The following is a 24,434-nucleotide window of genomic DNA, read 5'->3' on the forward strand; positions in this document are numbered from 1 at the left end:
CTTTTGCCAATCGAGCCTACTCAGCCATGAAACTGCTTAGCAGGATGACTTCTGGCGAAGCCGCGTCTTCTCACTGTGACTTTCTTGCCCATGGCGGTGAAGTCGCAGCCTTGCTGCAAAACGGCGCCCTGACCGGCTCGCCGCTGGGCGCACCCGGACGATGGCCGGACACCCTTAAAACCCTCATGACCACTGTGTTTCCGGTGCAGGCGCAAATCGTTGTGTTCTGGGGCCCTGAGTATGTCGCGCTGTACAACGACACCTACGCGCCCACCATCGGCAATAAACACCCGGCAGCGCTGGGGCGTCCGGCCATCGAGCACTGGCGTGAATTGTGGGACGACCTGGAGCCGCTGCTGCGCGGCGTGCGCGAAACCGGCCAGACCTTTTCCGCCAAAGACCGGCCGTTTTATATCGAGCGTCACGGCCGGGGCGAAACCGTCTGGTTCGATGTGTCGTATTCGGCAGTGCGCGAGGCCGACGGTTCGGTCGGCGGCGTGCTGTGCATCGTCACCGAAACCACCGAGCGGGTGCAGTTCGAGCGGCGCCAGGCTTTTCTGCTTGAGCTGGGCAAGCTTCTGCCCTCGATCACCGCCCCCGAGCAGATCGAAGCCACCGTGCTCACCCGGTTATGCGAAACCCTGGGCAATGCCCAGGCCTTTCTTGCCGAAAGCCACAGCGCCGATGACAGCCTGTTCCCGCATAAACCCTCGTCAAACACCGGCCCGTCTTCGCCCTTGCGCCTGGACGCTGCGCAACTCGGGCAATTGCTGGCCGGCAAGAGCGTACTGGCAGACAGTACAGGCACTCCCGTTTCGCGCCTGTTCGTGCCGGTGCTGCGCCACGGCCAGCTGGAAGCGGTGTTGAGCGTGCAGCGCAACGGTTCAGCAGGCTTCGACAACCACGAAGTCCTTCTGGCCGAAGAAGCCGCTCAACAGGCCTGGCAGTGGATCAACCATGCCCGCGCCGAAGCTGCCTTGCGTGCCAGTTCTGCACAGTTGTCGGCAATGTTCGACCAGGCCGGTGCCGGCATCGCCGTGTGCGACACCGCCGGTGCCATCGTGCGCGCCAACGATCGCTACTGCGAGATCGTCGGCCGCAGCCGCGAGGCGCTGTTCGGCCTGCATATCGAAGACATCACCCACCCCGAAGATGCTGCGCTGCATACCCTGAGCGGTGGTCGCAACCTCGACAACATGACGCCCTTCGTCATCACCAAGCGTTATACCCGGCCCGACCGCCGCCTTGTATGGGTACAAAACCACATCACCCCGCTGCGCGACGATCAGCAGCGTTTCAGTGGCCTGCTGTGCGTATGCGTGGACATCACTGCGCGAATCAACGCTGAAGCCAGACTGCGTGAACTCAACGAAAGTCTTGAGCAGCGCGTGGCCGCCACACTGGCCCAGCGCGAACAGGCCATCGTGCAACTGCACGAGTCGCGCAAGCTGGAGATGGTCGGCCAGCTCAGCGGCGGCATCGCCCATGACTTCAATAACCTGCTGACCCCGATCATGGCCTCGCTGGAGCTGATCCGCCGCCGCTCGCCCGACGCGCAGGCCACCCGCTTGCTCGACGGCGCGTTGCAGGCCGCCGACCGGGCGCGCATTCTGGTTGGCCGCTTGCTGACCTTTGGCCGGCGACAGGCGCTCAAGCCGCAGGCAGTGGTTTTGCACACGCTGGTCAGTGACATGAACGAGCTGATCCAGCGTTCGCTAGGGCCGATGTTCGAAGTGGTCATCGATATTCCCGAGCACTTGCCGGCCGTGTTCGTCGACCCGCATCAACTCGAATTGTCAGTGCTCAACCTGGCCGTCAACGCCCGCGATGCCATGCAGGAAGGCGGGCAACTGAGCATTACCGCGCAACGGGCCACGGTTGCTGACGAGCAGATCAACAGCCTGAGCGCAGGAAACTATGTGCAACTGGTGGTGGCCGACAACGGTAGCGGCATGAGCCTCGACACCCTCAAACGCTGCGTCGAGCCGTTTTATTCGACCAAGGGCGTGGGCAAGGGCACCGGGCTTGGGCTGTCGATGGTTCAGGGCCTGGCACTGCAATCGGGCGGCGGTTTCGACATTGCCTCCCAGGAAGGCCAAGGCACACAAGTCATGCTCTGGCTGCCGCTCAGCGACGTGCCCGCTACGGTCGAGACAGATGAACCGACCTGCGCACCTGTCGCGCCCTGCCCGGCGCATGTATTGCTGGTCGATGATGAAGACCTGGCGCGCTACGCGACCGCCCTGCAACTGCGTGACCTGGGCTATCAAGTGACCGACACCGACTCGGCGCACCAGGCGCTGCAGATGATCGCAGCCGGCTTGCGCCCTGACCTGCTGATCACCGACCACGCCATGAGCGACAAGACCGGCGCGCAACTGGCTGCGGAAATCCGCCAGACCATCGCGCACCTGCCGGTGCTGATCATTACCGGCTACGCCAATCTGAAACCCGGACAGGCCGAGGACTTCGTCGTATTGGCCAAACCGTTTCGCCGCGACGATATCGCTGCGCGGGTGGCGCAGTTGGTTCAGCGTACGGATGAATGACGATCTGGCCGGCCATCAATGCGCCAGCCAGTTTCTATAAAACCCAGTGTCGCGATGTTCTTGTCCTTGGTCTCGAACATGATGTTGAAACGCTCGACGGGCTATGAGTCACGACCTCGATCAGTTTTTCACGAGCCACCTGGAGGGTGGCGCTGTTCATCCAGCGCAAGGTGATGGCCAGTGGATTGAATGGCCCTACAGATTTTTCCATAAACCTTGTAAGACTTGCTCGTTAATCCAGCAGAAGCCTTCTGACGCTCGTTGACAGAAAAAACGCCCCATCGTGTAGGCAATCGACACAGGCCAAGCGCCTGCCGACATATCAGGCCGTTACTCGTAAAAAAGACGCTGCATAACGCAAATTGATACCCACTTCAGAAGTGCTCTCGACTTGTTAAGATTCCGCCTTTTTTGCCCCGAACCTGGCACGTCGAAAATGGAATGGCAAGACCTGATCGTCAACGGAAAATCTTACAGCATGGCTCGTTTGCAGCCATTCGTGCGGGTCTACGCCATTGCGGGCGAGCAAGTCACAGTCCGATTCGAGTTTGGGCTTCACTGTTTTACGGACGACAAAGGCAGCGGTGAGCAGATTCATCACAAAGGAGAAATTCGCTATTTTTCCCTGGATCGATACGAATGCAGTCAACAACTAAATAACTACATTGATCGTCGTTTTTTTGAAGGATGTGCAGTGCCGCATAACAGTAAAAAAGGCGGTAGACGCTACTTCTGCCTTGATCTGCATGACTATGCAATTTTCTTTTCCATCAGCAAGCCTCAGGGCACCACCAATCGACTGAGAATTTTCGTCATCTCGGCATATGAAGTTGAACAGTGGGGCAGGCATTCTCTGCCCAAGGGCAGGCCGTTCAACGTGCGATACATATTGGAAAAGAGAAACAAAGGCGAGTCCGTATAACAAAAAAAGCCCCAAGGCTTGCGCCTTGGGGCTTTTTTTTGATTTCTGCATCGGCCTTTTCTTTCAGCTGTCGCTTATCCCGCTCACTGGCTGGGAGGACTTGCGTCCCGAAATTGACACCCCTTCAAGGAAGGTTCCGGTCTGTGTCAACGGCGCCAAGACTATCAAGAACTCCCCTACAGTTCAACGATTGCCTGGAGCCTTTGTGTTTCTCTTGGCACCAATGGGCGTAAAACGCTCGCCCAGCCAGCACTGGATCGCCGGTTTCTGATAAACGCACGTGCATCCGCATGGCTGTAGAAAGGCAACAGGTCGCTGCTCAAGCGCAATTGGGCATCCAGATTATGATATGCACGGTTTAATACAGCGCATTCATCGGGAGGCACCATGTCCATCTCCATCTACTACAGCGCCAAGCGCAAAACACCCCTGAGCCCCGCCGAGATCGCCGAAGCCACGGAGATCATTGGGCGTTTTAGCGTCGATCAGTCAATTCTTGATTATCTGGCCAGCGGCGAAGGCTTGAACTGGGAATCGTTAGACGTTCAGGTCAATCGCATGGCCGACGTTTTCAGCGGCTCGACCAAGCTGCCCGACAATACCGAAGACGCCACCTGGGTCGGCGTGCAGCACTGGTGCCAGTGCCTGAGCCATTTACGCAGCGCACTGCCTGATTGTGAATGGCGCGTGGCGGTCGAGGATCATGAAATCCATTGGGACGCTGCGTTATCGGTGTATGACCCCAGCCGCTAATCGTATTTGAAATCCACGCTGATCTTCGCGCTGTCCAGCGGCAGGCTGACCTGGCACTGGCTCCAGGGCTGGCCGTCGGCGTACAGGCCATTGACCATGAAGTATTCACGCAGCCGGGCCAGCAGCACCAGAATATCGTGGTCGGTGCGGGCATTGGGCGGCATGAACCACTGCAGTTCGCCGTGCTCGTCGAGGTAGTTGAAATGCAGCCTGGCATGGTCGGCTTCATAGGAAACCCAGGCGTCCAGATACGCCACGCGGGCGTTCTTGGGCACTATGGCGAGCAGAATCTCACCCAGTTCCTGATAAATGTCGTCGTCCCTGTTCATGCATCACCCGGTTCATTTTCACGAAACGGTCAGAGGCGGCAAATGCGTAAAAGTTTCCTTCTTTAAACATATCGGCTGATTCACGCCCGGTATTTAGCGAGCATGCACCATTTGATTTGAGAATAATTACCATTTATCTTGCGCACATCTTTAGGGGCCTCTATTAGAGGGAATGCGCCGGTGGGTAACGATCATCTCGGGCTTTTATACGCAGAGCACAACAGCTGGTTCAAGGGCTGGTTGTATCGCCGGCTGGGTTGCGGCGCCCAGGCGGCGGACCTGGCGCAGGATACGTTCGTGCGTATTCTGCAGGCGCAACGCAAGGCCAGCGAGCCCCTGAGCCTGGCTCGGCCACGGGCTTATCTGGCCACCGTCGGACGGCGTCTGGTGTATGACCATTTGCGCCGTCAGTCGCTGGAGCAGGCGTATCTGGACATGCTTGCACTGATGCCCGAAACCCTGGCGCTGTCGCCGCAGGAGCTGTGGCAGATGCGCGAAACCCTGGCCGAGCTGGATGCACTGCTCGACGGCCTCAAGCCCATCGTGCGCACGGTATTTTTGCTCGCCCAGCTTGAAGGGCTGAACTATGTAAAGATCGCCCGCCAGTTGAATATCGGCGAGCGCACGGTCAAGCGTCATATGGCCCAGGCGTTCGAGGCCTGCATTCTGTTCGAGTGGGAACGCTGATGCCCGCCCATGAGTCGCCTATCAGCCGTGAAGTCGCCAAACAGGCCGCGCACTGGCTGATGCTGATGCACGACGGCCCGCTCAGCGCCAGCCAGCAGCAAGCCTGCGAGCGTTGGCGCAGTGCCGAACCCGAACATGAACGCGCCTGGCAGCGGGTGCAGCGAATCCAGCAGCAACTCGGCGTGCTGCCACCGCACATGGCCATGGGCACCCTCAATCGCCAGCGGCGCCAGACCCTCAAGACTTTGCTGGTACTGGCCGCCGTGCTGCCGGCCGGTTACCTGGGGTATCGGGCCACGCCGTGGCGGGAATGGACGGCGGACTACCGCACCGCTGTGGGCGAGCGCCGGCAGATCGAACTGGCCGACGGCAGCCTGCTCGACCTGAACACCGATACCGCCATCGATGTGCAGTTCAGCGCCGATCAACGCTTGATCCGCCTGCTGCGTGGCGAGTTGCTGATCACCAGTGGCGCTGACCGTAACAGTCCCGTGCACCGGCCATTACGGGTGACCAGCCAGCACGGCCAGATGCAGGCGCTGGGCACTCGTTTCAGCGTGCGCCAGCTAGAGGCGCAGACCCGCCTGGCGGTGTTCGAAGGCCAGGTGCGCGTCACGCCGCTAAGCGCTACGCCTGCGGTGATCGGCGCGGGCGAACAGGTCAGCTTCAATGCCAGCGGCATCGGCCCTAAACAGATAGCGTTTGAGCAGGACAACCTGTGGAGCAAGGGCCAGTTGATCGCCGACGACATGCCGCTGGACAACTTTCTGCGTGAGCTGAGCCGCTATCGCCCCGGCCTGTTGCGCTGCGACCCGTCGGCACGCGGGTTGCGCATCAGCGGCGGCTTTCAACTGGACAACACCGACGCCATTCTCGCCGCCCTGCCGACCACCTTGCCGGTGCAGGTCGAAAGCCGCACACGCTATTGGATTACGGTAAATAAAAAATAACTGGCCCCTTTTTCAGGCTCGTCAGTCCTTTGATTTAAATCTGCAAACATAATCGAAGGACACACTTCATGCGTCACCAATCGACCTCATCGCCTACGCCGCCTGGCAAGCACCGCCTGCTCGCCTTGTGCGTATTCGCCGCAGCGCTCAATGGCCTGCCTGCTGCCAGTTGGGCCGCACCACAAGGCAACGCGCATCCGTACAGCATTCAGGCCGGCAGCCTGTCCCGCGCACTGGCGCAGTTTGCCGCCGAGTCCCGGGTGACCGTGCAGTTTGCGCCGGAGCTGACCCGTGGCCTGTCGTCGAGCGGTCTCAATGGCAGCTTCAGCGTCGAGCAAGGCCTGGCCACGCTGCTGGCCGGCTCCGGGCTTGAAGCGGTGCGCTTGAGCGAGGGCGTCTACGGCCTGATCAAGCGTGCGGGCGCAGGCGATGCGCTGACCCTGGGCGCAACGAATATCTCTGGCGCAGCCGTCGAGTCGGCGTGGGGGCCGGTCGATGGCATCGTCGCCAAACGCAGTGCCAGCGGCAGCAAGACCGACAGTGCGCTGAGCGAAATCCCGCAGACCATCAACGTCGTCACTCAGGACGAGATCAGCCTGCGCGGCGCGAAAACCGTGACCGAGGCGCTGCGCTACACGCCGGGCATGACCGTGGGCGGCTTCTCGGACCGGGTGAAGATTTTCGACGAACCGACCTCGCGCGGTTTCTCGCCCACCCCGCTGTACATCGATGGCCTGCACCTGCCCTACGGCGGCGGCAGCACCGGTGGCTCGCTGCAAATCGACCCGTACACGCTGGAGCGCATCGAAGTGCTCAAAGGCCCGGCCTCGGTGTTGTATGGCCAGAACCAGCCCGGCGGCATCGTCAATATGGTCAGCAAACGCCCGACCGCCACGCCGCTGCATGAAATCAAGCTGGGCGGCGGCAGCTATGACCGCAAGTACGGCGCCTTCGATATCGCAGGTCCGCTTGATGATCAGGGCGAGTGGCTGTATCGCTTGACCGGTGTGGTCAACGACAGCGGCTCGTCGATCGACTACGCCGATCAGAATCGCCTGCTGCTGGCGCCGAGCCTGACCTGGCAGCCTGACGAGCGCACCAGCATTACCCTGTTCGCCCAGTACCAGAAAGACCGCGACACCCCCGAAGCCCAGGGCTTGCCGGCCTACGGTACGCTGTACAACACCCCCAACGGACGGATCAGCCGCTCGTTGTTCATCGGCGAACCGGGCGTCAACAAATACGACCGCGAGCAGTTCGTGGTCGGCTATGAAGCTGCCTTTGAGCTCAACGATATCTGGACCCTCAGGCAGAACGCCCGCTACGCCTACGTCGACGACCGCTATACCGCGCCGCTGCATGGTTATGCGTTCCCGACCAACCCGGTCACCGGCCTCAACGACCGCAGCTACCAGACCCGCTACGGCGTCGACTGGGCGCAGACCAACAAGGTCTACGGCATCGATAACATCGCCCAGGCGAAATTCAACACCGGCGCGCTGGAACACACCGTGCTGCTGGGCCTGGATTACTACCATTTCAACTCGCAGTTTCTGGGCCGCTACGACCGCAGCGGTGCCGGCATCGACCTGTACAACCCGGTATACGGCAGCGCGTTCAACTTCACCGCGCCTTACCGCTGGGACAACACCATCCGGCAGACCGGCCTGTATGTGCAGGATCAACTGCGCTGGAACAACTGGTTCCTGACCCTGGGCGGTCGTTACGACGTCGCCGAAACCGATAACAAGGCGCCGCTGGCCGGCACCCACAGCAACGTCAAGGACGAGAAATTCACTGGCCGCGCAGGCCTGGGCTATCAGTTCGACAATGGCCTGACGCCGTACATCAGCTACGCCGAGTCGTTCTTGCCACAAACCGGCACCGACGCCGGCGGCAGCCCGTTCGAGCCCACCAGCGGCAAGCAATACGAAGCCGGGATCAAGTACGAACCCAAGGCTATCGATGGCTTTATCCAGTTGTCGGTGTACCAGATCGATCAGGAAAACATGCTGACCAACGACCTCAGCAACCCGATGTTCAGCATCCAGAGCGGCGCGGTACGCTCACGCGGCGTCGAGCTGGAAGGCAAGCTCAACGTCACTAATAACCTGCGCCTGATGGCGGCGGTGTCGCGCAACCAGAATAAATGGCACAGCAGCAACGACGGCCGCGAAGGCCGCACCGTGGCCTCGCGTCCACCGCTGACCACCTCGGCGTGGGTTGATTACAGCTTCGACGCCAGTGCGCTGGCAGGTCTTGGTGCCGGACTGGGCGTGCGCTATGTGCGCGGTAACTACGGCTCCGATTACGCCGAAGATGCGTTCCAGATTCCGTCGTATACCGTCTACGACGCGATGCTGTCCTACGACCTGGAAAAATCCCCGCTGCATGTCAAAGGCGTCGCCGTTAAGCTCAATCTGGAGAACCTGACCGACAAGAAATACGTCAGCAGTTGCGGCAGTGACCTGGACTGTTACTACGGCGAGAGCCGTACGTTGACGGCGGATGTGACTTACAACTGGTGATCGGCCGGCAAACCGGAAATCATCACAAAACATAACGATTCCTATTTACTTCATGCGCGCCGCCTCCCTATCATCCACCGTCTTGCGTCGTACCGGCGCTGATCGATAACCATGGAGGCGTGCTCATGGAGTGGAACGGCATCAATCTGCGCTGGGCCTACACCGACCTGTTGCTGGGCCTGAGCCGCCGGACCCAATGCGTGCAGCGCGCCATGGATGTGCTGCACGACGCCTTTATCCGCTTTGTGCTGGTCAGCCAGCGCACCGCCATCGAGCAGCCCCACGCTTACCTGCGCAAGGTCGCGCATTCGGTGCTGACCGATCACTATCGCGAGGCGGCACGCTATTACCCGTTGCCTGAAGGCGAAGGCCTGCTGGAACCGTGGATTGAACAGAGCGGTGATGCCGGTTTTGCGCCGTCGCCCGAGCACCTGGCCGATCTGCAACAACGCCTGAGCGCCTTACAGCGCATTCTCGACTGCCTGCCGCCACGCTGCCGCGAGGTTTTCTGGCTGGTGCGCATCGAAGGTCATAAACAGGCAGATGTCGCCCGCATGCTGGATATTTCCCTGTCGATGGTCGAACACCACCTGATCCGCGCCCTGCTCGACCTGCGCAAGGCCAAGGCGCTGCTGCAACCATGAACGACCGCAGTCACCAGGCCGCACGCTGGTTTACCCGTCTGCTCGACCTGCCCGCCGACCACCCCGAGCGACTGGCCTTCGCCCGCTGGTTGGCCGAAGACCCGCGTAACACGACCGAGTATCAGAGTTTCAGTGAGCTCTGGAGCGACTTTTCCAGCACCGGGCAAACCCACACGCTGGCCGGTGCCATGGAACGTGTGGGCCGCCGACGCTTCATGCGTGGTGGCCTGCTGGGCCTGTTGCTGATGGGCAGCGCGGCCGGCTGGCTGACGTGGCGTCAGCGCTACGGTGTGCAGCAGCGTTATTTCACCGGCATCGCCGAGCAACAGCGCCTGGCCCTCGACGACGGCAGCCAGGTATTGCTCGACGCCGACAGTCGCCTGCACGTGCGCTACAACGCCAGCACCCGGCAGTTGTACCTGCTGCGTGGGCGGGCGATTTTCGATGTGCGCCGCGACACCGGCCGGCCCTTCACGGTGGACGCGGGGCTGGCGCAGATCACCGTGCTGGGCACCCGCTTTGTGGTCGAGCGCTTTGCCGATCAGGTACAGGTCAGTGTCGAGCATGGCCAGGTAAGGCTGAGCAACGAACACACAGCGTTGCTGCTGGGCACCGGCCAGGTCGGGCGCTGCACGGCCAATGGCGAACTGCAACGCTTGAGCCGTTCAGCAGCGGCAGCGTTCAGTTTTGCCGAGGGCAGCCTGAGTTTCGAGGCCGCCTCGCTGAGTGAAGTGGCCGCCGTGCTGTCGCGCTATCGTCGCCAGCCCTTGCAGGTTAAGGGTCAGCCGGCGCAGCGCCTGAACGCCGTGGTGCGCCTCAACGACATCGAAACGTTTGTGCAGGCGCTGCCGGAACTGGCGCAAGTGCAGTTGCAAACCCGTGACGGAGTGACCTGGCTGGTGCCACGTTAAACGTGTCGTTATAAAAATCTGCGACACGGCATCAGGGTTTTTCTCGCGGTGGCGTCAATGAGTATCAGCCCACTAAAACGAGAAACACCTGCCATGCTTCACGCTCCGTTCAAGGCCCTGGCGGTCGCCAGTACACTCATGTTCGTGGTCCAGGCCCAGGCCGCCAGTCTCGACATCGACTTGCCAGCCCAGGCATTGAGCCAGTCGTTGCACCAGTTCAGTCAGCAAGCCGGTATCAGCCTGGCCGCCGATGAACAACTGGTCGCCAACCGCCGCGCGCCGGCCCTCAAGGGCAATTTTGAAGTCGAGACCGCGCTGCGCCAGTTACTGGGCGGCAGCGGTCTGATCCTCAAGCGCCAGGGCGACCTGTGGCTGGTGCTGGCACCGGCCTCCTCCAGCGCGGTACAACTGGATGCAACGACTATTTCCGGGCTTGCCGGTGAGTCGGCGTATGGGCCGGTGGACGGTTATGTGGCGACCCGCAGTGCGACCGGCACCAAAACCGACACGCCGATTCTGGAGATCCCGCAGGCGATCAACGTGGTGACGGCCGATCAGGTCGAGACGCAAGGCGCGCGTAATCTGTCGCAAGCGTTGCGTTATACACCGGGCCTGGACACCGGTGGTTTTACCGAACGCAATGTGATTGCCGATGAAATCTCCAGTCGTGGCTTTGCACCTACGCCGCTGTATCTGGACGGCGCCTACCTGGCGTATGCCGGCAGTCTCGGCGGCGCGCCGCAGATCGATCCCTACACGCTGGAGCGCATTGAAGTGCTCAAGGGCCCTGCTTCCGTTCTGTATGGCCAGAACCAGCCGGGTGGCCTGATCAATCTGGTCTCCAAGCGCCCGGCCACCGAACAGCGCACTCAGGTCAAACTGGGCACCGGCAGTTACAGCCGGGTCAATGGTGCTGTCGATACGCGCGGGCCGCTCAATGACGCGAGGGAATTCTCGTATCGGCTGATCGGCGTGGTCAAAAAGGGCAATGAGCAGGTCGAGCACGCGCACAGCGAGCGCATGCTGCTGGCGCCGAGCCTGACCTGGGCGCCCAATGAAGAGACCTCGCTGACCGTGCTCGCTCACGTTCAGCGTGATGACGGCGCGGCCGATTATCAGGCCGTGCCGCGCATCGGCGCGCTGGAGCGTGGCCCCAACGGCCAGCGCATCGACCGCGACTTTTTCTCCGGTGATTCGGCCTGGAACGACTACAAGCGTGATCAATGGATGGTCGGCTACGACTTTAGTCATCGCTTCAATGATGAGCTGAAGTTTCGCTCCAGCGCGCGCTACATCGACCTGAACGACCGTTACAAAGGCTTCTACCTGCGCAGCTTTGTCAGCGAAGGCGACGTGACCGATTACACCCAGGCCAATCGCGTCAAACTCGACTGGCAACAGCACAACACCACCTACACCGTCGATAACAACCTGGAGTACACCTTCAACACCGGCGCCCTGCAACATACCGCGCTGGCCGGTGTGGACTACCGCGAGTTCACCCGCAAGTACCACGGCTACAACGCTTACAACGTCTTGCCGATCAACCTGTACGGTGCCAACAATAACTACGACACCAGCAGCCTGCTGCCCACGCTGGACACGCGCTGGGACAACAGCGTCAAACAGGTCGGCGTGTACCTGCAGGACCAGATCAAACTGGACAACTGGATACTGACCCTGGGCGGCCGGCATGACTGGGCCGAAATCGACAACAAGGACCTGGTCGCCAGTACCGTCACCGAACAGCGTGATCACAAGTTCACCGGCCGTGCGGGACTGACCTATGTCACCACGTTTGGTCTGGCGCCCTATGTCAGTTTTTCGCAGTCCTTCGTGCCGACGCTCGGCACCCAGGCGCCAGAACGCGGCGGCAAAGCCTTCGACCCCACCGAAGGCGAGCAATACGAAGCGGGTGTGAAATACCAGCCGCTGGAACGGACGCTGATCACCGCCTCCGTGTTTCAACTCAAGCAGAAGAACGTCCTGACCGGCGACACCCTCTACCCGCAGTACTCGGCAGCGTCTGGAGAGGTGCGCACGCGCGGCGTCGAACTGGAAGTCAAATCCAGTATTGCCAACGTTGATGTACTGGCGTCGGCCAGTTACCTCGACTCGTTCTACACCAAGACCACTGACGACACGAAGGGCAACCGCAACGAGACACAAGCACCGGTTTCAGCGGCCTTGTGGATCGACTACCACTTCACCCAGGCCGTCATCAACGGCCTGACCTTTGGCGCCGGCGCCCGCTACACAGGACGTAAACAGGGCGACGCCGCCAACAGCTTCGAAGTGCCGGGCTTTGTGGTCTATGACACGACGGTGAGCTATGACCTGGGCAAAGCGTCCCCCGACTTGCGCGGCATGCAAGCTCGCCTGAACGTGCAGAACGTGTTTGATCGTGAGTACGTATCAAGCTGCAATTACTCGTTCGGCTGCTATTACGGCCAGGAACGCGTGGCCGCGCTGGAAGTGTCGTACGACTGGTAACATGCCCCGCTGCGATCATCGATAAGGATTCTTCAATGCGCCTGACCATGAACTGGCAAGCTCTTGAACATCAGTTGTTCGACTCGGCGCGGCAGGTTCTACAAGCGCATCTCGATCAAGGCGAAGGCCCGCTGTATGCCGCCGCCTTTCATGCCAGCTATCGCGAAGAGGATGCAGTGCTGTCACTGCCCTCCTTCGCCGCCAACAGCCTGCAAGCCCTCGAAGAAAACGATCCTGACCCGCAGGATCAAAGCTTCAGTTCGGTGAAATGGAACCCGGCGGACTGGCAGTGGGACTGGGATGTCGATGACTACGCCAGCGCAGAACTGATCGCGCTGGATGAGCCGCTGCAAGCCTTTGCCACTCGCGCGGGCGCTGGCGAGTGGCGCAGCGCCGAGCGGCGTTTCCTGGTGACTGTGGCACGGGCCGCGCGGGCGCTGGGCAAGCATTTCAGCGGGCATCCGGGCGTGACCGAACACTTCGTGGTGATCTTTCACGATTTTGGCGGCGATATCGCGCTGGCCAAACGCAGTATCAGCCGTGAGCAGTTTGAAGCATTGTTCCCGGTTGAACTGGACATCGAGAACACGCTTAAACACGTCAGTACGCTGCCGTTGCCTGAGCAGGCGGCGTTCTATTTAAGCCGCTTGCACCGCTTTGACGGCGTCTCCTGCGAAGTCGCCGAGCCTTGGCTGATTGCACATGGCAGCGTGGCGCAAGCGGGTTTGCTCGAGCAATTGAAGCACCACAAAGAGGCTACATCCGCCGCCCGTATTCTGGGCCTGGCAGGCTGTGCCGATCCGATCGTGATCGATGCCCTGCGTCAACAAGCCCTGCACACCGACCAGCCGCCGTTGCGCAACTGGTGCGCTACATCTTTGGGGTATCTGGGCGATTACGACTGGCTGATCGAGCAAGCGGCGGACATTGCTGTCAGCGGCTTTTGCGCCAACTTCGGCAGTTTCCGCTCGCGAGGTGCACACCCGGTGGTGCTGGACCCAGCGCCACTGCAACGTTTGCTGGAACAACGCCCGGAACTGAGGCTGGCGATTGAAGAGGCACAGGCACAGACCTGAGAAGCGCCTGGCTTCTCAGGTTTGCAACCCTGCCTTACCAGCGATACCCCACCGTGCCATACACCGTGCGTTGTTGCCCGTACTGACAGCCCACGTCGCTATAGCAGCCGGTCACATAGCGTTTGTCGAACAGGTTGCTGGCGTTGAGCGAGAGTTCGGCGCCATCGAGCCTGGCGTCGAGCTTGCCCAGCTTATAGCTGGCTTGTGCGTCGACCACCGTGAAGCTGTCGACCTTGAAGCTGTTGGCCGTGTCGCCATAGGTGCTGCCGACATAGCGCGTGCCGGCGCCCAGGCTCAAGCCATTGAGCGGGCTGCTCTGGAAGGTATAGATGCCCCACAACGAGGCCATGTGCTCGGGAACCCGGAACGGTGTATTGCCTTTGTTGCCGGCCTCGGAGCGGGTGACTTCGACGTCATTCCAGGTGTAGCTGCCGATCAGGCTCAGGCCCTGAACAGGCTCGGTACGCGCTTCCAGCTCGATACCGCGTGAGCGCACTTCGCCTTCCTGGCGGCTGAAACCGGCGACGGTTTCGGTGTAGTTCTGGCGGGTCAGGTCGAATGCGGCAAGGGTGTACAGGCTGTTAGCGCCGGGCGGTTCGTATTTCAGGCCGATCTCGTACTGGCGACCCTGCTCGGGTTTGAGCGGGGAGCTGTCAGCGGTAAATCCGGCCACCGGCAAGAAGGACTCGCTGTAGCTGATGTACGGCGCCAGGCCGTTATCGAACAGATAAAGCAGGCCAGCACGGCCGCTGAAGGCTTCGTCGGTGAGGGTCTGCGGCGAGCGGGCGTCGTTCTGGTCCACGGCCTGGTCGTAGCGACCACCGAGCAACAGCACCCACTGGTCAAACCTGAACTGGTTCTGCAGATAAACACCGGTCTGCTTCATCTTCTGTTCGTAATCGGCAGAGCTGAACGGCAGGAACGTCAGTGGCTGGCCATAGACCGGGTTGAACAGGTCAAAGGTTTGCAGCACGAAATCCAGCGTCTGCTTTTGCTTGAACACGCCGTCGTTGTAGTCGACACCTGCCAGCAGCGTGTGCTCGATGGGGCCGGTGGAGAAGTTGGCCTGGATCTGGTTGTCCAGCGTGAACAGCCGGCCATTGCCACTGCGCTGATCGTTATAGCGCGAGAACTGATCGCCGGCCGGGCCAAAGATCGCCAATTCAGAACTGGCCTGGCGATAGTCGCTGTAGCGCAGGTTCTGGCGCACCGTCCACACCTCATCGAAACGATGCTCGAACACATAACCCAGCGAGGTCTTCTCGTTGGTCATGAAGTCATAGGCGCTGTCGCCCACATAGGTGTCGCGGCCCAACCGGCCCCGTGCATCACGATTGAGCGTACCGGCAGCCGGCAAGGCGTTGGCGAAGTTGCCGGTCTGTTTCTGATACTCGGCCAGCAGGGTCAGTTCGGTGTTCTCGTCGGGCCGATAGCTCAGCGACGGTGCCAGAAACTGCCGGCGATTGGTGATGTGCCCGGTCTGCGCATCGCCTTCACGCAACAGCCCGGTCAGCCGATAGCTCCAGACGCCTTCGTCGTCGATGGCATCTCCCAGATCCAGCGCGCCCTGGCGGTAATCATGATTGCCGCCTTGCAGTTGCACCTCATGCAGCGGTTGCACGGTGGGACGCTTGGAGATCAGGTTGATCTGCCCGCCCGGATCGGCCGCGCCGTACAACACCGAACTGGCGCCACGCAGCACTTCGATGCGCTCCAGGCCGTAAGGCTCCGGCGCGTCCCAACCGAGAAAGTTGGGCAAAAACGTGCGCGTGCCGTCGCGCAGCATGCGCCCGGTGCCTTGCTGAAAACCGCGGATGGTCATCTGGTCGGTGACGAACTGCGGCCCGGCCAGCTCGGTATTGATGCCGGGCGTATAGCGCAGTGCCTGGGAAACGGTCTTGGGCTGCTGGGCCTCGATCTGCTGGCGGGTCACCACCGAGACCGAATACGGCGTTTCGACCAGTGCGGTGTCGGTCTTGGTGCCGGCGGTACCGCGCTTGGCCACATAGCCGTCTTCGGCGGTCACGGCACTGTAGGCCTGGCCACCGATGGTGGTGACCGGCAATTGCAGGGTCGAATCTTCGCTGACGGCCAGCAAGGTCACGTACGGCCCGTCGATGCTGTAACGAATCCGGGTACCGGCCAGCAACTGGCGCAGCGCTTGCTCCGGTTCCATCTGCCCGGCCACCTGACGGCTGCTCAGGCCGATGACCAGGTCCTGGTTATAGATGATTTGCAGGCTGGCCTGATTGCTCAGCAGGCTCAGGGCCGAGGCCAGGGACTGGGCCGGAATGTTCAGCGCCAGAGGTTGCGCCAGCGCCGGCGTGGCGGCGGCCAGCATACTGCCCAGCAAGGTTGCGCCCAGGCTTGCCGACCAGCGCCGCTTGAATGTTTGCTTGTCCATGATGCTCCGAAGGTCTTGTCGTTATGCAGATGCCGGACCGACGAATGGAGGAGCAAAACGTTCAGAAAATAGTGGGTAGATCTGTAGGAGTCGCTTTAGCGGCGAACAGGCCCGACAAGCCGCACGCCTTCATGCTCGCGGATGCTGAGCGGCAGGATGCGTGGCAATTCGCTGATCAGCCGCTCCAGGTCGGCTGTCTTGTACGTGCCGCCCAGGCGTAACTCACCCAGGGCATCGTCGTTCAACTGCAAGGGCCGCGTCAGGTAGCGGTTCATCATGGGCACGGCATCACGCAATGCCGTGGCGTCGAACATCAACCGGTCGCTGCGCCAGGCCTGGGATGCGACAGGGTCGACCCGGCTGACCTGCGCGGCGGCTCCCTGGCTGAAACGGGCATGCAGCCCCGCCGTCAATTCCACCGGGGGCTCGGCGGCTGCGGAGTGAGGCGTGACCAGGACCCGGCCTTCGCTGACCGTGACCGTGGTGGCCTGTGCTGCACTCCAGATATTGAAATGGGTGCCGGTGACCCGCACCTCGGCGTTGTCGGTGTCGATCACAAAGGGCCGTTGCGCATCGCGTGCGACATCGAAGAATGCCTCGGCATCGTGCAACTGCACACGCCGCTCCTGCCGGTAGGCCAGATAAATCAGCGAGCTATGACGGTTCAGCTCCACACGGCTGTCGTCCGGCAGCACGACAGGACGGCGGGCGTCTGAGGCTGCGTAGTAACGTGCATTGCCCGGCAACCAGCCGGCAGACCAGCCAGCGGCCCAGCACACGCCGAGCACCAGCACCGCCGCTGCGGCCTGAGCCGCCTGCACAAAACGCCGGCGCCGCACTGGCCGGGCGGCCTGCGTCGCGAACGGCAGTTGCTCGCTGACCGACCAGATCCGGCAGATCAGCGCATATTCGGCAGCGTGTCGTTCGTGCTCGTGGTACCAGCGCAGGAAGGCCTTGCGGTCAGCCTCGGAACACTCCTCGAAATGCAGACGCACACACCAGTCGGCAGCGGCCTTGCTGACCGGATCGGGTTGTCGTGGAAGTTCGGACATCGTGGCAGGAGTCAGAATAAATATGCCGGCAGTCTATCCCATGCACCGGTGTTGCGGCGATGCGGCGCGGTGAGCAAGGATAGTTGTTGAAAATCGTTATTATTCAGCATAAATTCTGCGTCCACCGGGGCTCTTCGGCCCTCTCACAGCACCACACGGGATCACAGGTGTCGCATGCGCAAGCCGGGCACGACCGGAGCAGGAACTTCGCTGCTTGACATGTTCTTCACGCAACGATATCGCCTGATCGGCCTGGCCCTGCGGATCACCGGCTGTCGCAGCCAGGCCGAAGACGTGGTGCATGAGGCCTTCATGAAAATGGACGATGCCGGTCAGGACAGCCAGATCCGCTCACAGGCGTCGTACCTGTCGCGCATCGTGCGCAACCTGTCGATCGACCATTACCGGCGCCGACAACTTGAAGAGCGGCTGCTGGAGCAGATCCATGCAACCACGTGCGCAACCCCGAGCAGCACACGCTCTCCCGAAGAACAGATAGCCGACCGGCAATTGCTCGAGCGTATCTGCGAGGCCCTGGCCGACCTGCCCGAACGCACCCGCCAGGTGTTCGAGATGAGTCGTATCCATGGCATGAAACAACGCGAAATTGCCGACGCCCTGGGCATTTCCCCGGCGCTGGTCAGTGCATTGGTCAACGAGGCAGTGCTGCATTGCCGCGAAGTGCTCTAGACCCGAAAATACCTCCCCGCTCACCAGGCGGCTGATATAGGATGCCGGGCCTGCCACTGCCTGACCATCCTTTACCGGCCCTTCTTTGCCCGCAGCGACCTGGGGAACTGCTTGTCTGAAACACAGCCCATTCTGCAACGCGTCGTAACCTTCGCGGCCTTGCTGCGCAACCGCGTGTGGCTTGCCTATGCGACCAGCCTCGGCGTGTTCATCGTCAGTGTGTACGCACGCATTCTGTTGATGGACGACTTGCCGGTCGGCTTTCCTTACCTGACGTTTTTCCCGGCGGTGATTCTGACCGCGTTTTTTTGCGGCACCCGCCCCGGTATTCTGTGCGCGGTGCTGTCGGGAATCGCGGCATGGGGCTGGTTTATCTCGCCGGGCGAGCCGTTCTCGACCAAGGGCGGCGATCTGCTGGCTTTAGGCTTTTATGCCTTTATCGTCAGCGTCGATATTGCCCTGATTCATTACATGCAACGCAGCAGCACACGCCTGCGTCGCGACAAGCAGGTCATCAGCCAGCTTTACGAACAACAAAACGTCATGTTTACCGAACTGCAACACCGGGTCGCCAATAACATGCAGTTCATTTCCAGCATCCTGTACATCGGCAAGCAGAACGTACAACGCGGCGCCAATGCCCTGGACGTGCTCAACGATGCGCAACAGCGCCTGCAAAACATCTCGCGTATTCACCGGCGCCTGTACGACCCCAGCCGCGCCGATCTGCCAGCCAGTGCCAGCCTGGCAGAGTTGTGTGAAGACCTGCTCAGCGTCAGCGGCCAGCACCACATCCAGTGCCTGGTCGAACCCAGCGATGTGCGCCTGGACCTGACCCGCCTGACCACCCTGTCGATGCTGGTCGCCGAACTGGTGACCAACGCCCTCAAGCACGCCTTCAACGCCGGCCGGCCGGGCATTATTCGCGTATCGCTGGAGCACTTGCCAACCGACGGCTTTCGCCTGCGCGTGACCGACGACGGCAAGGGTTTCGCAGGACCCGACGCGGCAGCGGGCCGGCAAAGCCTGGGGCTGAAAATCATCGGCAGCTTCGCCGCCCAACTGGGCGCCACACCGACCTGGCGCGATGAGAACGGCACGGTGGTCGAGGTGTCGTTCAGTTAGACGGCGCGCTGAACGGCGACTGCCATGAATCAGAAATCCCAGCGCGTGGTCAACATCACGTTACGCGGGTCGCCGTACGACACCGAGGTGTAGAAGCCGACGTTGGTGTAGTACTTCTTGTCGAACACGTTGTTGACGTTGACCGTGGCCGAGAGGTTGTCGGTGATCTTGTAGCGGGCCATCAGGTCCACCAGCCAGAAGTCGTCCTGAGCGAATTTTTCCATCGTGCCTTTGGCGCGGTTGTTGACGATTTGCCAGGCCTGGCCCTGCCAGCGGGCACCACCACCGACGGTCAGGCGCTCCAGCGGACCTTGCAGTTTGTAGGTGGTGTAGAAATTGAGCTGGTCCTGTGGCTCCCAGGTCGAAACCTTGTCGCCGTGCTGGTCACGCACGATCTTGTGGGTGTAGCCGCTCAGCAGGTTCCAGCCGGGCACCAGTTCGCCAGACAGCTCGGCCTCGAAGCCTTTGGTGGTGGCGGTGATGCCGTAATAGGCGTCATACAGGTCCGGGTTGGTCGGGTTGGCGTTGTAGGCATCGTCCGATTCAGGACGGTTGTCCTGGTGTACTTCGAAGTACGCCAGGCTGGCATTCAGGCGGCCGTTGAGGAACTCGCCCTTGATGCCCAGCTCGTAGTTCTGGCCTTCATCGGGTTCGAGAATCTTGTTGGTGCGGTCGCGGTAGTAGGTTTGCGGCAGGAAGATATCGGTGTAGCTGGCGTACAGCGACAGCTGTTCATTGAGGTCGTAGATGGCCCCCACATACGGCACCAGCCGGCCGGTCTCGCGGGTGTCGTCGGTGCCGGTGATCTTGTAGTTGGCCAGGCGCGTACCGAGCATCAGGGTCAGGTCATCGGTAAGGCTGAAACGCGAAGTGATGTAGCCGCCGGTCTGCCAGGTGGTCTGGTCGGTGTAGCCGTTGGGCTGGCCCCAGTCGGGCTCGATGCTGTCGCCATCCCAGCTCCAGAAGTCGTGGACGTTGTTGGTGTAGACCGGGCTCCAGTACGACTTGCCCTTCCAGTGCGCCTTGGAGGCCGCACCGCCAATCACCAATTCATGCTCGCGACCGAACAGCGAGAACGGGCCACTGAAATACACGTCTGCCGAGTCAGTGGTGGTTTCGCCGGTGTACTTGTTGCCATATACCGAGGTCAGGCCGGTGGCGGCGTTGGGACGCCCCTGAATCGAACCCAGCGGTGCGTAGTAACCATTGATCTGGTGGTTGAACTGCGCCTTGCCGACCCAGCCGTTGGCGAAGCTGTGTTCCAGGGTGGCGAACGCGGTGCGGGTGTATTGCTCCCAGCGGCTCCATTCGGCGCCATTGTTGAACGAGCGCGAGGTGCTGATGCGATTGCCCTGGCTGTCGTAGATCGGGCTGCTGCCCGACCAGCTCGAACCTTTCGGGTCGTTGTCCTGATAATCGGCACCGACGCTGAGCAATGTGTCGGGGGTCAGGTCGATTTCCAGAATGCCGTAGTAAACGCTGGATTTACGCTGGTAGTGATCGATGAACGAGTGCTTGTCCTGATACGCCGCCACCGCACGGCCGCGCACGTTGCCGGTGTCGGTCAGCGGACCGCTGACGTCCAGTTCGGAACGGTAGTTGTCCCAACTGCCAGCCCCCAGTTCGGCGTGGCCCTTGAACTCGGCGGTGGGCTTTTTGCGGATCAGGTTGATGGTGCCGCCAGGACCACCGGCGCCGGTCAACAGGCCGGTGGCGCCCTTGAGCACTTCGATGCGGTCGTAGATGGCAGTGTCGCTCAGCGTCTGCCCGGCCGAGTAGGCCGAGTTGCGCGTGGTGGGAATGCCGTCGTACTGGAAGTTCTCGATCGAGAAGCCGCGGGCATAGTAGTTATTGCGGTCGGTGTCGAAGGCCGAGACGGTAATGCCCGGCGTGTGGCGCATCACGTCATCGAGGTTTTCCAGGCCCAGATCGTCCATCACCTGGCGGGTGACCACGGTGATCGACTGCGGCGTTTCGCGCGGCGTCAGTACCAGACGCGTTGCCGTGGCGATGGTGCCCGGTGTGTAGGAACCGCTGTCTTCGGTGATGGTGCCGAGCTGGTTGGAGGTAATGTTGGTCGCCTCCAGGTGCATCGAGCCGTCGTTGACCGGCTGGCTTTCAAGCTGGAAGCCATCCTCGTTGTTGCGCGCCTGCAATGCCGTACCGCGCAGCACCTGGGCAAAGCCTTCGGCCACCGAGTACTGACCTTTGACACCGGGGCTGGTCAGCCCGGCCACCTGACGCGACTCGAAGGAAATCGGTGCGCCAGCGGCCTGGGCATAGCGGCTCAGCACGTCGCCAAGCGGGCCGGGGGCAATGTCGAAGGCTTGCACTTGCTGTTGCGCAATCGCCAGCGCCGGTACGCTCAGTGGCAGGCTGGCGATGATGATGCGCGTGGCCAACAGCAGGCTGGCAGGGCGTGAGGATGAAGCCATGATTGCGGGTCTCCTTGATGGGTGGGCCAAAGGAGGACGCTTCAGATTCGCAAACACGCAGAAAATTTATCGAGGCGTTTTGTCGGGCTTCAACGACACTCGCGTCACCCACGGCGTGTACTGCCGGACCTCGATAGGCAAGGTGCGCGCCAGCAGGCGCAAGGCGCGTTCGCTGTCGTCGGTGGGCAGCATCACGGTGACGCGCAGCGCGGCCAGCGAGTCCTTGTCGAACAGCATCAGGCCCGGCCGATGCCGCGCCAGGCGCTCAAGCACCTCGGCCAGAGGCTGGTCGCTGGCGATCAACTGGTGTTCGTCCCAGGCCTTCTGCACCGCCTGGCCGTCCACTGTTTTGACCTCTTGCGGGCCACTGGCGTCGAAGCGTACCTGCTGCCCGGCCTTGAGGGTCAGGCTGCGCCCGGCGCTGTCGATCTGGGTAGCCGATTCGAGCATGGTCACTTGTGTGGCATCGCCCAGGCGCTCGACGGTAAAGCGCGTGCCCAGGGCGCGGATGCTGCCTTGCGGGGTGCGCACATAGAACGGTCGCTGCGCGTCCTTGGCCACCTCGACCAGAATTTCGCCGTGCAGCAGGTTCAGCACTCGCTGCCGGGCATCGAACTGCACATCCACCGCCGAGTTTCCTTCAAGACCCAGCCGGCTGCCGTCGGCCAGTTGCTCGTTGCGCCACTCGCCGGTGGCAGTGTGCAGGTCGGCCAGCAGATAACCCTGCTGGCTCAATTGCCAGGCCGGCACGGCCGCGCCGACCAACAACGCCGCCAGCGCCAGTGACTTCAAGGTCCGCGCACCGGCACGTGGCCGGGCGGCCTGGCGCAGTGCAGTACCGCCCGATTGCGCCGGCAATTGGCGCAGTGGCTCAAGGTGACCTTGCAAACGCGCAATGGCAGCGACATGCCGTGGGTCGGCCTCCAGCCATGCCTCGAACGCCTGGCGCGTGGCCGGGTCGCGTTGATGATCCAGTTGCACCAGCCATTCAGCGGCCTGGCGCAGCAGTGAAGTCGGCAGCGAAGTATTGAGGCTCATGGGTTGGCCGCGCGATCACAGGCCAGCAGCGCCTCGACCAGATCGACCTGCACGGTACGGATCGAGACGCCAAGACGCTGGGCGATCTGCTCCTGACTCAGGCCGTCCAGATGCCGCAGGATAAAGGTCTCGCGCACCCGCGGTTTCATGCGCGCCAGTGCCCGGTCGATACGCTCCAGAATCTGCACCGCCTGCAGAATCTGCTCCGGCGACGGTGCCTGTTCCAGGTGCTCGATGCCGCGCTCCAGTTCTTCGCGGTAGGCCTCTTCCAGCCGTCGACGCCGGCCCTTGTCCATCAGCAAACGCCGCGCCACGGTGGCCAGATACGCCTGCGGCTCACGCGGTGCAACATAAGGGCCTGCCGACAGCAAGCGCAAGAATGTGTCTTGCGCCACATCGGCGGCACTGTGCGAGCACTGCATGCGCCGCCGCAACCAGCCCAATAGCCAGCCGTGATAGCCACGGTAAAGCGCGTCGAGGGTCTCGGCTTGGGCGTGAGGATTGGGTTTCATGACGATCGGCGCAATTGAGAATCATTAGATATTACTGTGATGGCGTCTTGGCTTGCAATCGTGCAATCGGTTTGACGCGTTGACTCAACAGCGCCCGGCCTTTAAAAACATGGCTTGATCTGGCTGGAAGCCCTGACCGATGAACCGCAGCGAATTCTTCAAACTGCTGGCGCAGAAACTCTACCCCGTGCTGCGTGCCGAGGGCTTCAAAGGCTCGGGGCAAACCTTGCGGCGCATCGATGGGCCGTTGATCCATGTGTTCAATGTGCAGGGTTCACGAGGCGGCGAGCAGTGCTACCTGAACCTGGGCGCGCACCTGGACTTTCTGCCGGCCGAGGGTGGGCTGGCGGTGCAGCCCCAGAAACTGGAAGAAGCGCATTGCGTATTTCGTGGGCGGATAGACTCACCCGCCGGCGCGGCGTTTGGCTGGGCGTATGGAGACAGCGAGGAACAGGCCGAAGAAACCATCGCGTTCATAGTGAGTGAATGGCAGCGGGTGGGCCGGGCGTTCTTTGCGCAGCACGCTTTCTACCCGCAGAGCTATGAGGCGCTGCTGTTGCGTGAGGTCGATGCGGATGCCATTCATGCCCGCAGCGCTTTGCATCTGGCGCGGATTGCCGCGCACCTTGGCCAGCATGAACGTGCTCGCTCGCTGGTTGAAATCGGCCTGGCCCGAGCACCGGAGCGCGCCACGATATTGAAGGCCGAGCTGGCGCAGGTGTTGGCCGGATAGAGCTTGTGCCAACTACTACGTACCCACAGAAGAACCACCCATGCGCAACCTGATTATCGACCATTGACCAAACACGTCTTCGCCCCCTTCGACGACGTGATCAAAACCGAAGGCAGCGCGCACTTTGCAATCAACAACGGCCCGACCCAGCGCTACCACCGCCTGGCCGAGCTACAAACTGCTACGCCCGACGATCCGGAGATCATCAGCATCTTCCGCGCCTGGACACTGAAGTGGCCGTTGACCATCACCACGCTCGAACGCCATCCGCTGGACAGCCAAGCGTTTATCCTACTGCAGTAAAATCACTTTATGATTGTGGTCGCGCCTGTGGGTGAAGAACCAGACCCGGCGTTGATTCGCGCTTTTATTACCAATGGCAAACAAGGTATCAACTACCATCACGGCGTCTGGCACCACCCGGTCCTGAGCTTGCAAGCACAGGAGGATTTTCTGGTTGTGGATCGCAGTGGTGAGGGGAATAACTGCGATGAGTTTTTATTTGTTGAGCAGCAGTGCTGGGAGTTGGAGCCTGATTTGAATTGGCAGGTTTGAGAGCCTTGATCGCACTGATCTGGCTTAATCAAAAAATCTCGGCGAGTA

General features: G+C 61.3%; 19 protein-coding genes and 1 pseudogene. 14 read left to right on the forward strand and 6 right to left on the reverse strand.

Going from position 1 to position 24,434, the window contains the following annotated elements; all coding sequences use genetic code 11:
* The first annotated feature begins 26 nt into the window (after positions 1-26).
* The 3 genes from ACYP2A_RS29275 to ACYP2A_RS29285 all read left to right on the forward strand — a co-directional run bounded on the left by ACYP2A_RS29275 (position 27) and on the right by ACYP2A_RS29285 (position 4,224).
* Positions 27-2,549 carry a PAS domain S-box protein gene (locus ACYP2A_RS29275; RefSeq protein WP_459749410.1) on the forward strand — a complete coding sequence of 841 codons (2,523 nt, stop codon included), beginning with the start codon at positions 27-29 and terminating at the stop codon, positions 2,547-2,549.
* A gap of 436 nt (positions 2,550-2,985) precedes the next feature.
* Positions 2,986-3,471 carry a hypothetical protein gene (locus ACYP2A_RS29280; protein WP_459749411.1) on the forward strand — a complete coding sequence of 162 codons (486 nt, stop codon included), beginning with the start codon at positions 2,986-2,988 and terminating at the stop codon, positions 3,469-3,471.
* A gap of 387 nt (positions 3,472-3,858) precedes the next feature.
* Complete coding sequence (locus tag ACYP2A_RS29285; RefSeq protein ID WP_459749412.1) at positions 3,859-4,224, forward strand: hypothetical protein; 366 nt, start codon at positions 3,859-3,861, stop codon at positions 4,222-4,224.
* On the opposite strand, the gene ACYP2A_RS29290 is transcribed toward ACYP2A_RS29285, so the two are convergent.
* Positions 4,221-4,553: an antitoxin YezG family protein gene (locus ACYP2A_RS29290; protein ID WP_459749413.1), complete on the reverse strand. Its 333-nt coding sequence runs from the start codon at positions 4,551-4,553 to the stop codon at positions 4,221-4,223. The two genes, ACYP2A_RS29285 and ACYP2A_RS29290, sit on opposite strands and share 4 nt — an antisense overlap.
* A 180-nt stretch (positions 4,554-4,733) precedes the next feature.
* On the opposite strand from ACYP2A_RS29290, the gene ACYP2A_RS29295 reads away from it, so the two are divergent.
* From ACYP2A_RS29295 to ACYP2A_RS29325, 7 genes are all read left to right on the forward strand, one after another.
* On the forward strand, positions 4,734-5,240 hold the full coding sequence (locus tag ACYP2A_RS29295; protein WP_459749414.1) for a sigma-70 family RNA polymerase sigma factor: 507 nt from the start codon (positions 4,734-4,736) through the stop codon (positions 5,238-5,240).
* A complete protein-coding gene (locus ACYP2A_RS29300) occupies positions 5,240-6,190 on the forward strand; it encodes a FecR domain-containing protein (protein WP_459749415.1) in 951 nt (316 codons plus the stop codon). Before ACYP2A_RS29295 ends, ACYP2A_RS29300 begins: the two co-directional genes overlap by 1 nt.
* Before the next feature lie 68 nt (positions 6,191-6,258).
* Positions 6,259-8,718, forward strand: coding sequence for a TonB-dependent siderophore receptor (locus tag ACYP2A_RS29305; RefSeq protein ID WP_459749416.1), 2,460 nt, complete (start codon positions 6,259-6,261; stop codon positions 8,716-8,718).
* A 125-nt stretch (positions 8,719-8,843) separates the two neighbouring features.
* Complete coding sequence (locus ACYP2A_RS29310) at positions 8,844-9,362, forward strand: sigma-70 family RNA polymerase sigma factor (protein WP_459749417.1); 519 nt, start codon at positions 8,844-8,846, stop codon at positions 9,360-9,362.
* Positions 9,359-10,273: a FecR family protein gene (locus tag ACYP2A_RS29315; RefSeq protein ID WP_459749418.1), complete on the forward strand. Its 915-nt coding sequence runs from the start codon at positions 9,359-9,361 to the stop codon at positions 10,271-10,273. Before ACYP2A_RS29310 ends, ACYP2A_RS29315 begins: the two co-directional genes overlap by 4 nt.
* A 93-nt stretch (positions 10,274-10,366) precedes the next feature.
* Positions 10,367-12,766 (forward strand): TonB-dependent siderophore receptor, encoded by a 2,400-nt coding sequence (locus ACYP2A_RS29320; protein WP_459749419.1) that lies wholly within the window; start codon positions 10,367-10,369, stop codon positions 12,764-12,766.
* A gap of 35 nt (positions 12,767-12,801) precedes the next feature.
* Complete coding sequence (locus ACYP2A_RS29325) at positions 12,802-13,842, forward strand: DUF4303 domain-containing protein (protein ID WP_459749420.1); 1,041 nt, start codon at positions 12,802-12,804, stop codon at positions 13,840-13,842.
* Positions 13,843-13,876: 34 nt separating this feature from the next.
* Here ACYP2A_RS29325 and ACYP2A_RS29330 read toward each other — a convergent pair whose 3' ends face one another.
* Both ACYP2A_RS29330 and ACYP2A_RS29335 read right to left on the reverse strand, forming a co-directional pair.
* On the reverse strand, positions 13,877-16,246 hold the full coding sequence (locus ACYP2A_RS29330) for a TonB-dependent siderophore receptor (RefSeq protein ID WP_459749421.1): 2,370 nt from the start codon (positions 16,244-16,246) through the stop codon (positions 13,877-13,879).
* Between the two features lie 95 nt (positions 16,247-16,341).
* On the reverse strand, positions 16,342-17,298 hold the full coding sequence (locus ACYP2A_RS29335; protein ID WP_459749422.1) for a FecR family protein: 957 nt from the start codon (positions 17,296-17,298) through the stop codon (positions 16,342-16,344).
* Positions 17,299-17,472: 174 nt separating this feature from the next.
* On the opposite strand from ACYP2A_RS29335, the gene ACYP2A_RS29340 reads away from it, so the two are divergent.
* Positions 17,473-17,988 carry a sigma-70 family RNA polymerase sigma factor gene (locus ACYP2A_RS29340; RefSeq protein WP_459749423.1) on the forward strand — a complete coding sequence of 172 codons (516 nt, stop codon included), beginning with the start codon at positions 17,473-17,475 and terminating at the stop codon, positions 17,986-17,988.
* Between the two features lie 111 nt (positions 17,989-18,099).
* Entirely contained in the window at positions 18,100-19,113 is a 1,014-nt protein-coding gene (locus ACYP2A_RS29345) for a sensor histidine kinase (protein WP_459749424.1), read from the forward strand.
* Between the two features lie 29 nt (positions 19,114-19,142).
* On the opposite strand, the gene ACYP2A_RS29350 is transcribed toward ACYP2A_RS29345, so the two are convergent.
* From ACYP2A_RS29350 to ACYP2A_RS29360, 3 genes are all read right to left on the reverse strand, one after another.
* Entirely contained in the window at positions 19,143-21,548 is a 2,406-nt protein-coding gene (locus ACYP2A_RS29350; RefSeq protein WP_459749425.1) for a TonB-dependent siderophore receptor, read from the reverse strand.
* A gap of 66 nt (positions 21,549-21,614) precedes the next feature.
* A complete protein-coding gene (locus ACYP2A_RS29355) occupies positions 21,615-22,586 on the reverse strand; it encodes a FecR family protein (protein WP_459749426.1) in 972 nt (323 codons plus the stop codon).
* The gene (locus ACYP2A_RS29360) at positions 22,583-23,098 is read right to left on the reverse strand and encodes a sigma-70 family RNA polymerase sigma factor (RefSeq protein WP_459749427.1); all 516 of its coding nucleotides are present in this window, start codon (positions 23,096-23,098) and stop codon (positions 22,583-22,585) included. The genes ACYP2A_RS29355 and ACYP2A_RS29360 overlap by 4 nt, the downstream gene beginning before the upstream one ends.
* Before the next feature lie 139 nt (positions 23,099-23,237).
* On the opposite strand from ACYP2A_RS29360, the gene ACYP2A_RS29365 reads away from it, so the two are divergent.
* Together ACYP2A_RS29365 and ACYP2A_RS29370 are read left to right on the forward strand one after the other, a co-directional pair.
* Positions 23,238-23,831 (forward strand): DUF4304 domain-containing protein, encoded by a 594-nt coding sequence (locus ACYP2A_RS29365; RefSeq protein ID WP_459749428.1) that lies wholly within the window; start codon positions 23,238-23,240, stop codon positions 23,829-23,831.
* A gap of 3 nt (positions 23,832-23,834) precedes the next feature.
* A pseudogene (locus ACYP2A_RS29370) lies at positions 23,835-24,386 on the forward strand (ureidoglycolate lyase).
* Positions 24,387-24,434: the final 48 nt, after the last annotated feature.

The organism is Pseudomonas sp. 3A(2025) (assembly GCF_054589175.1).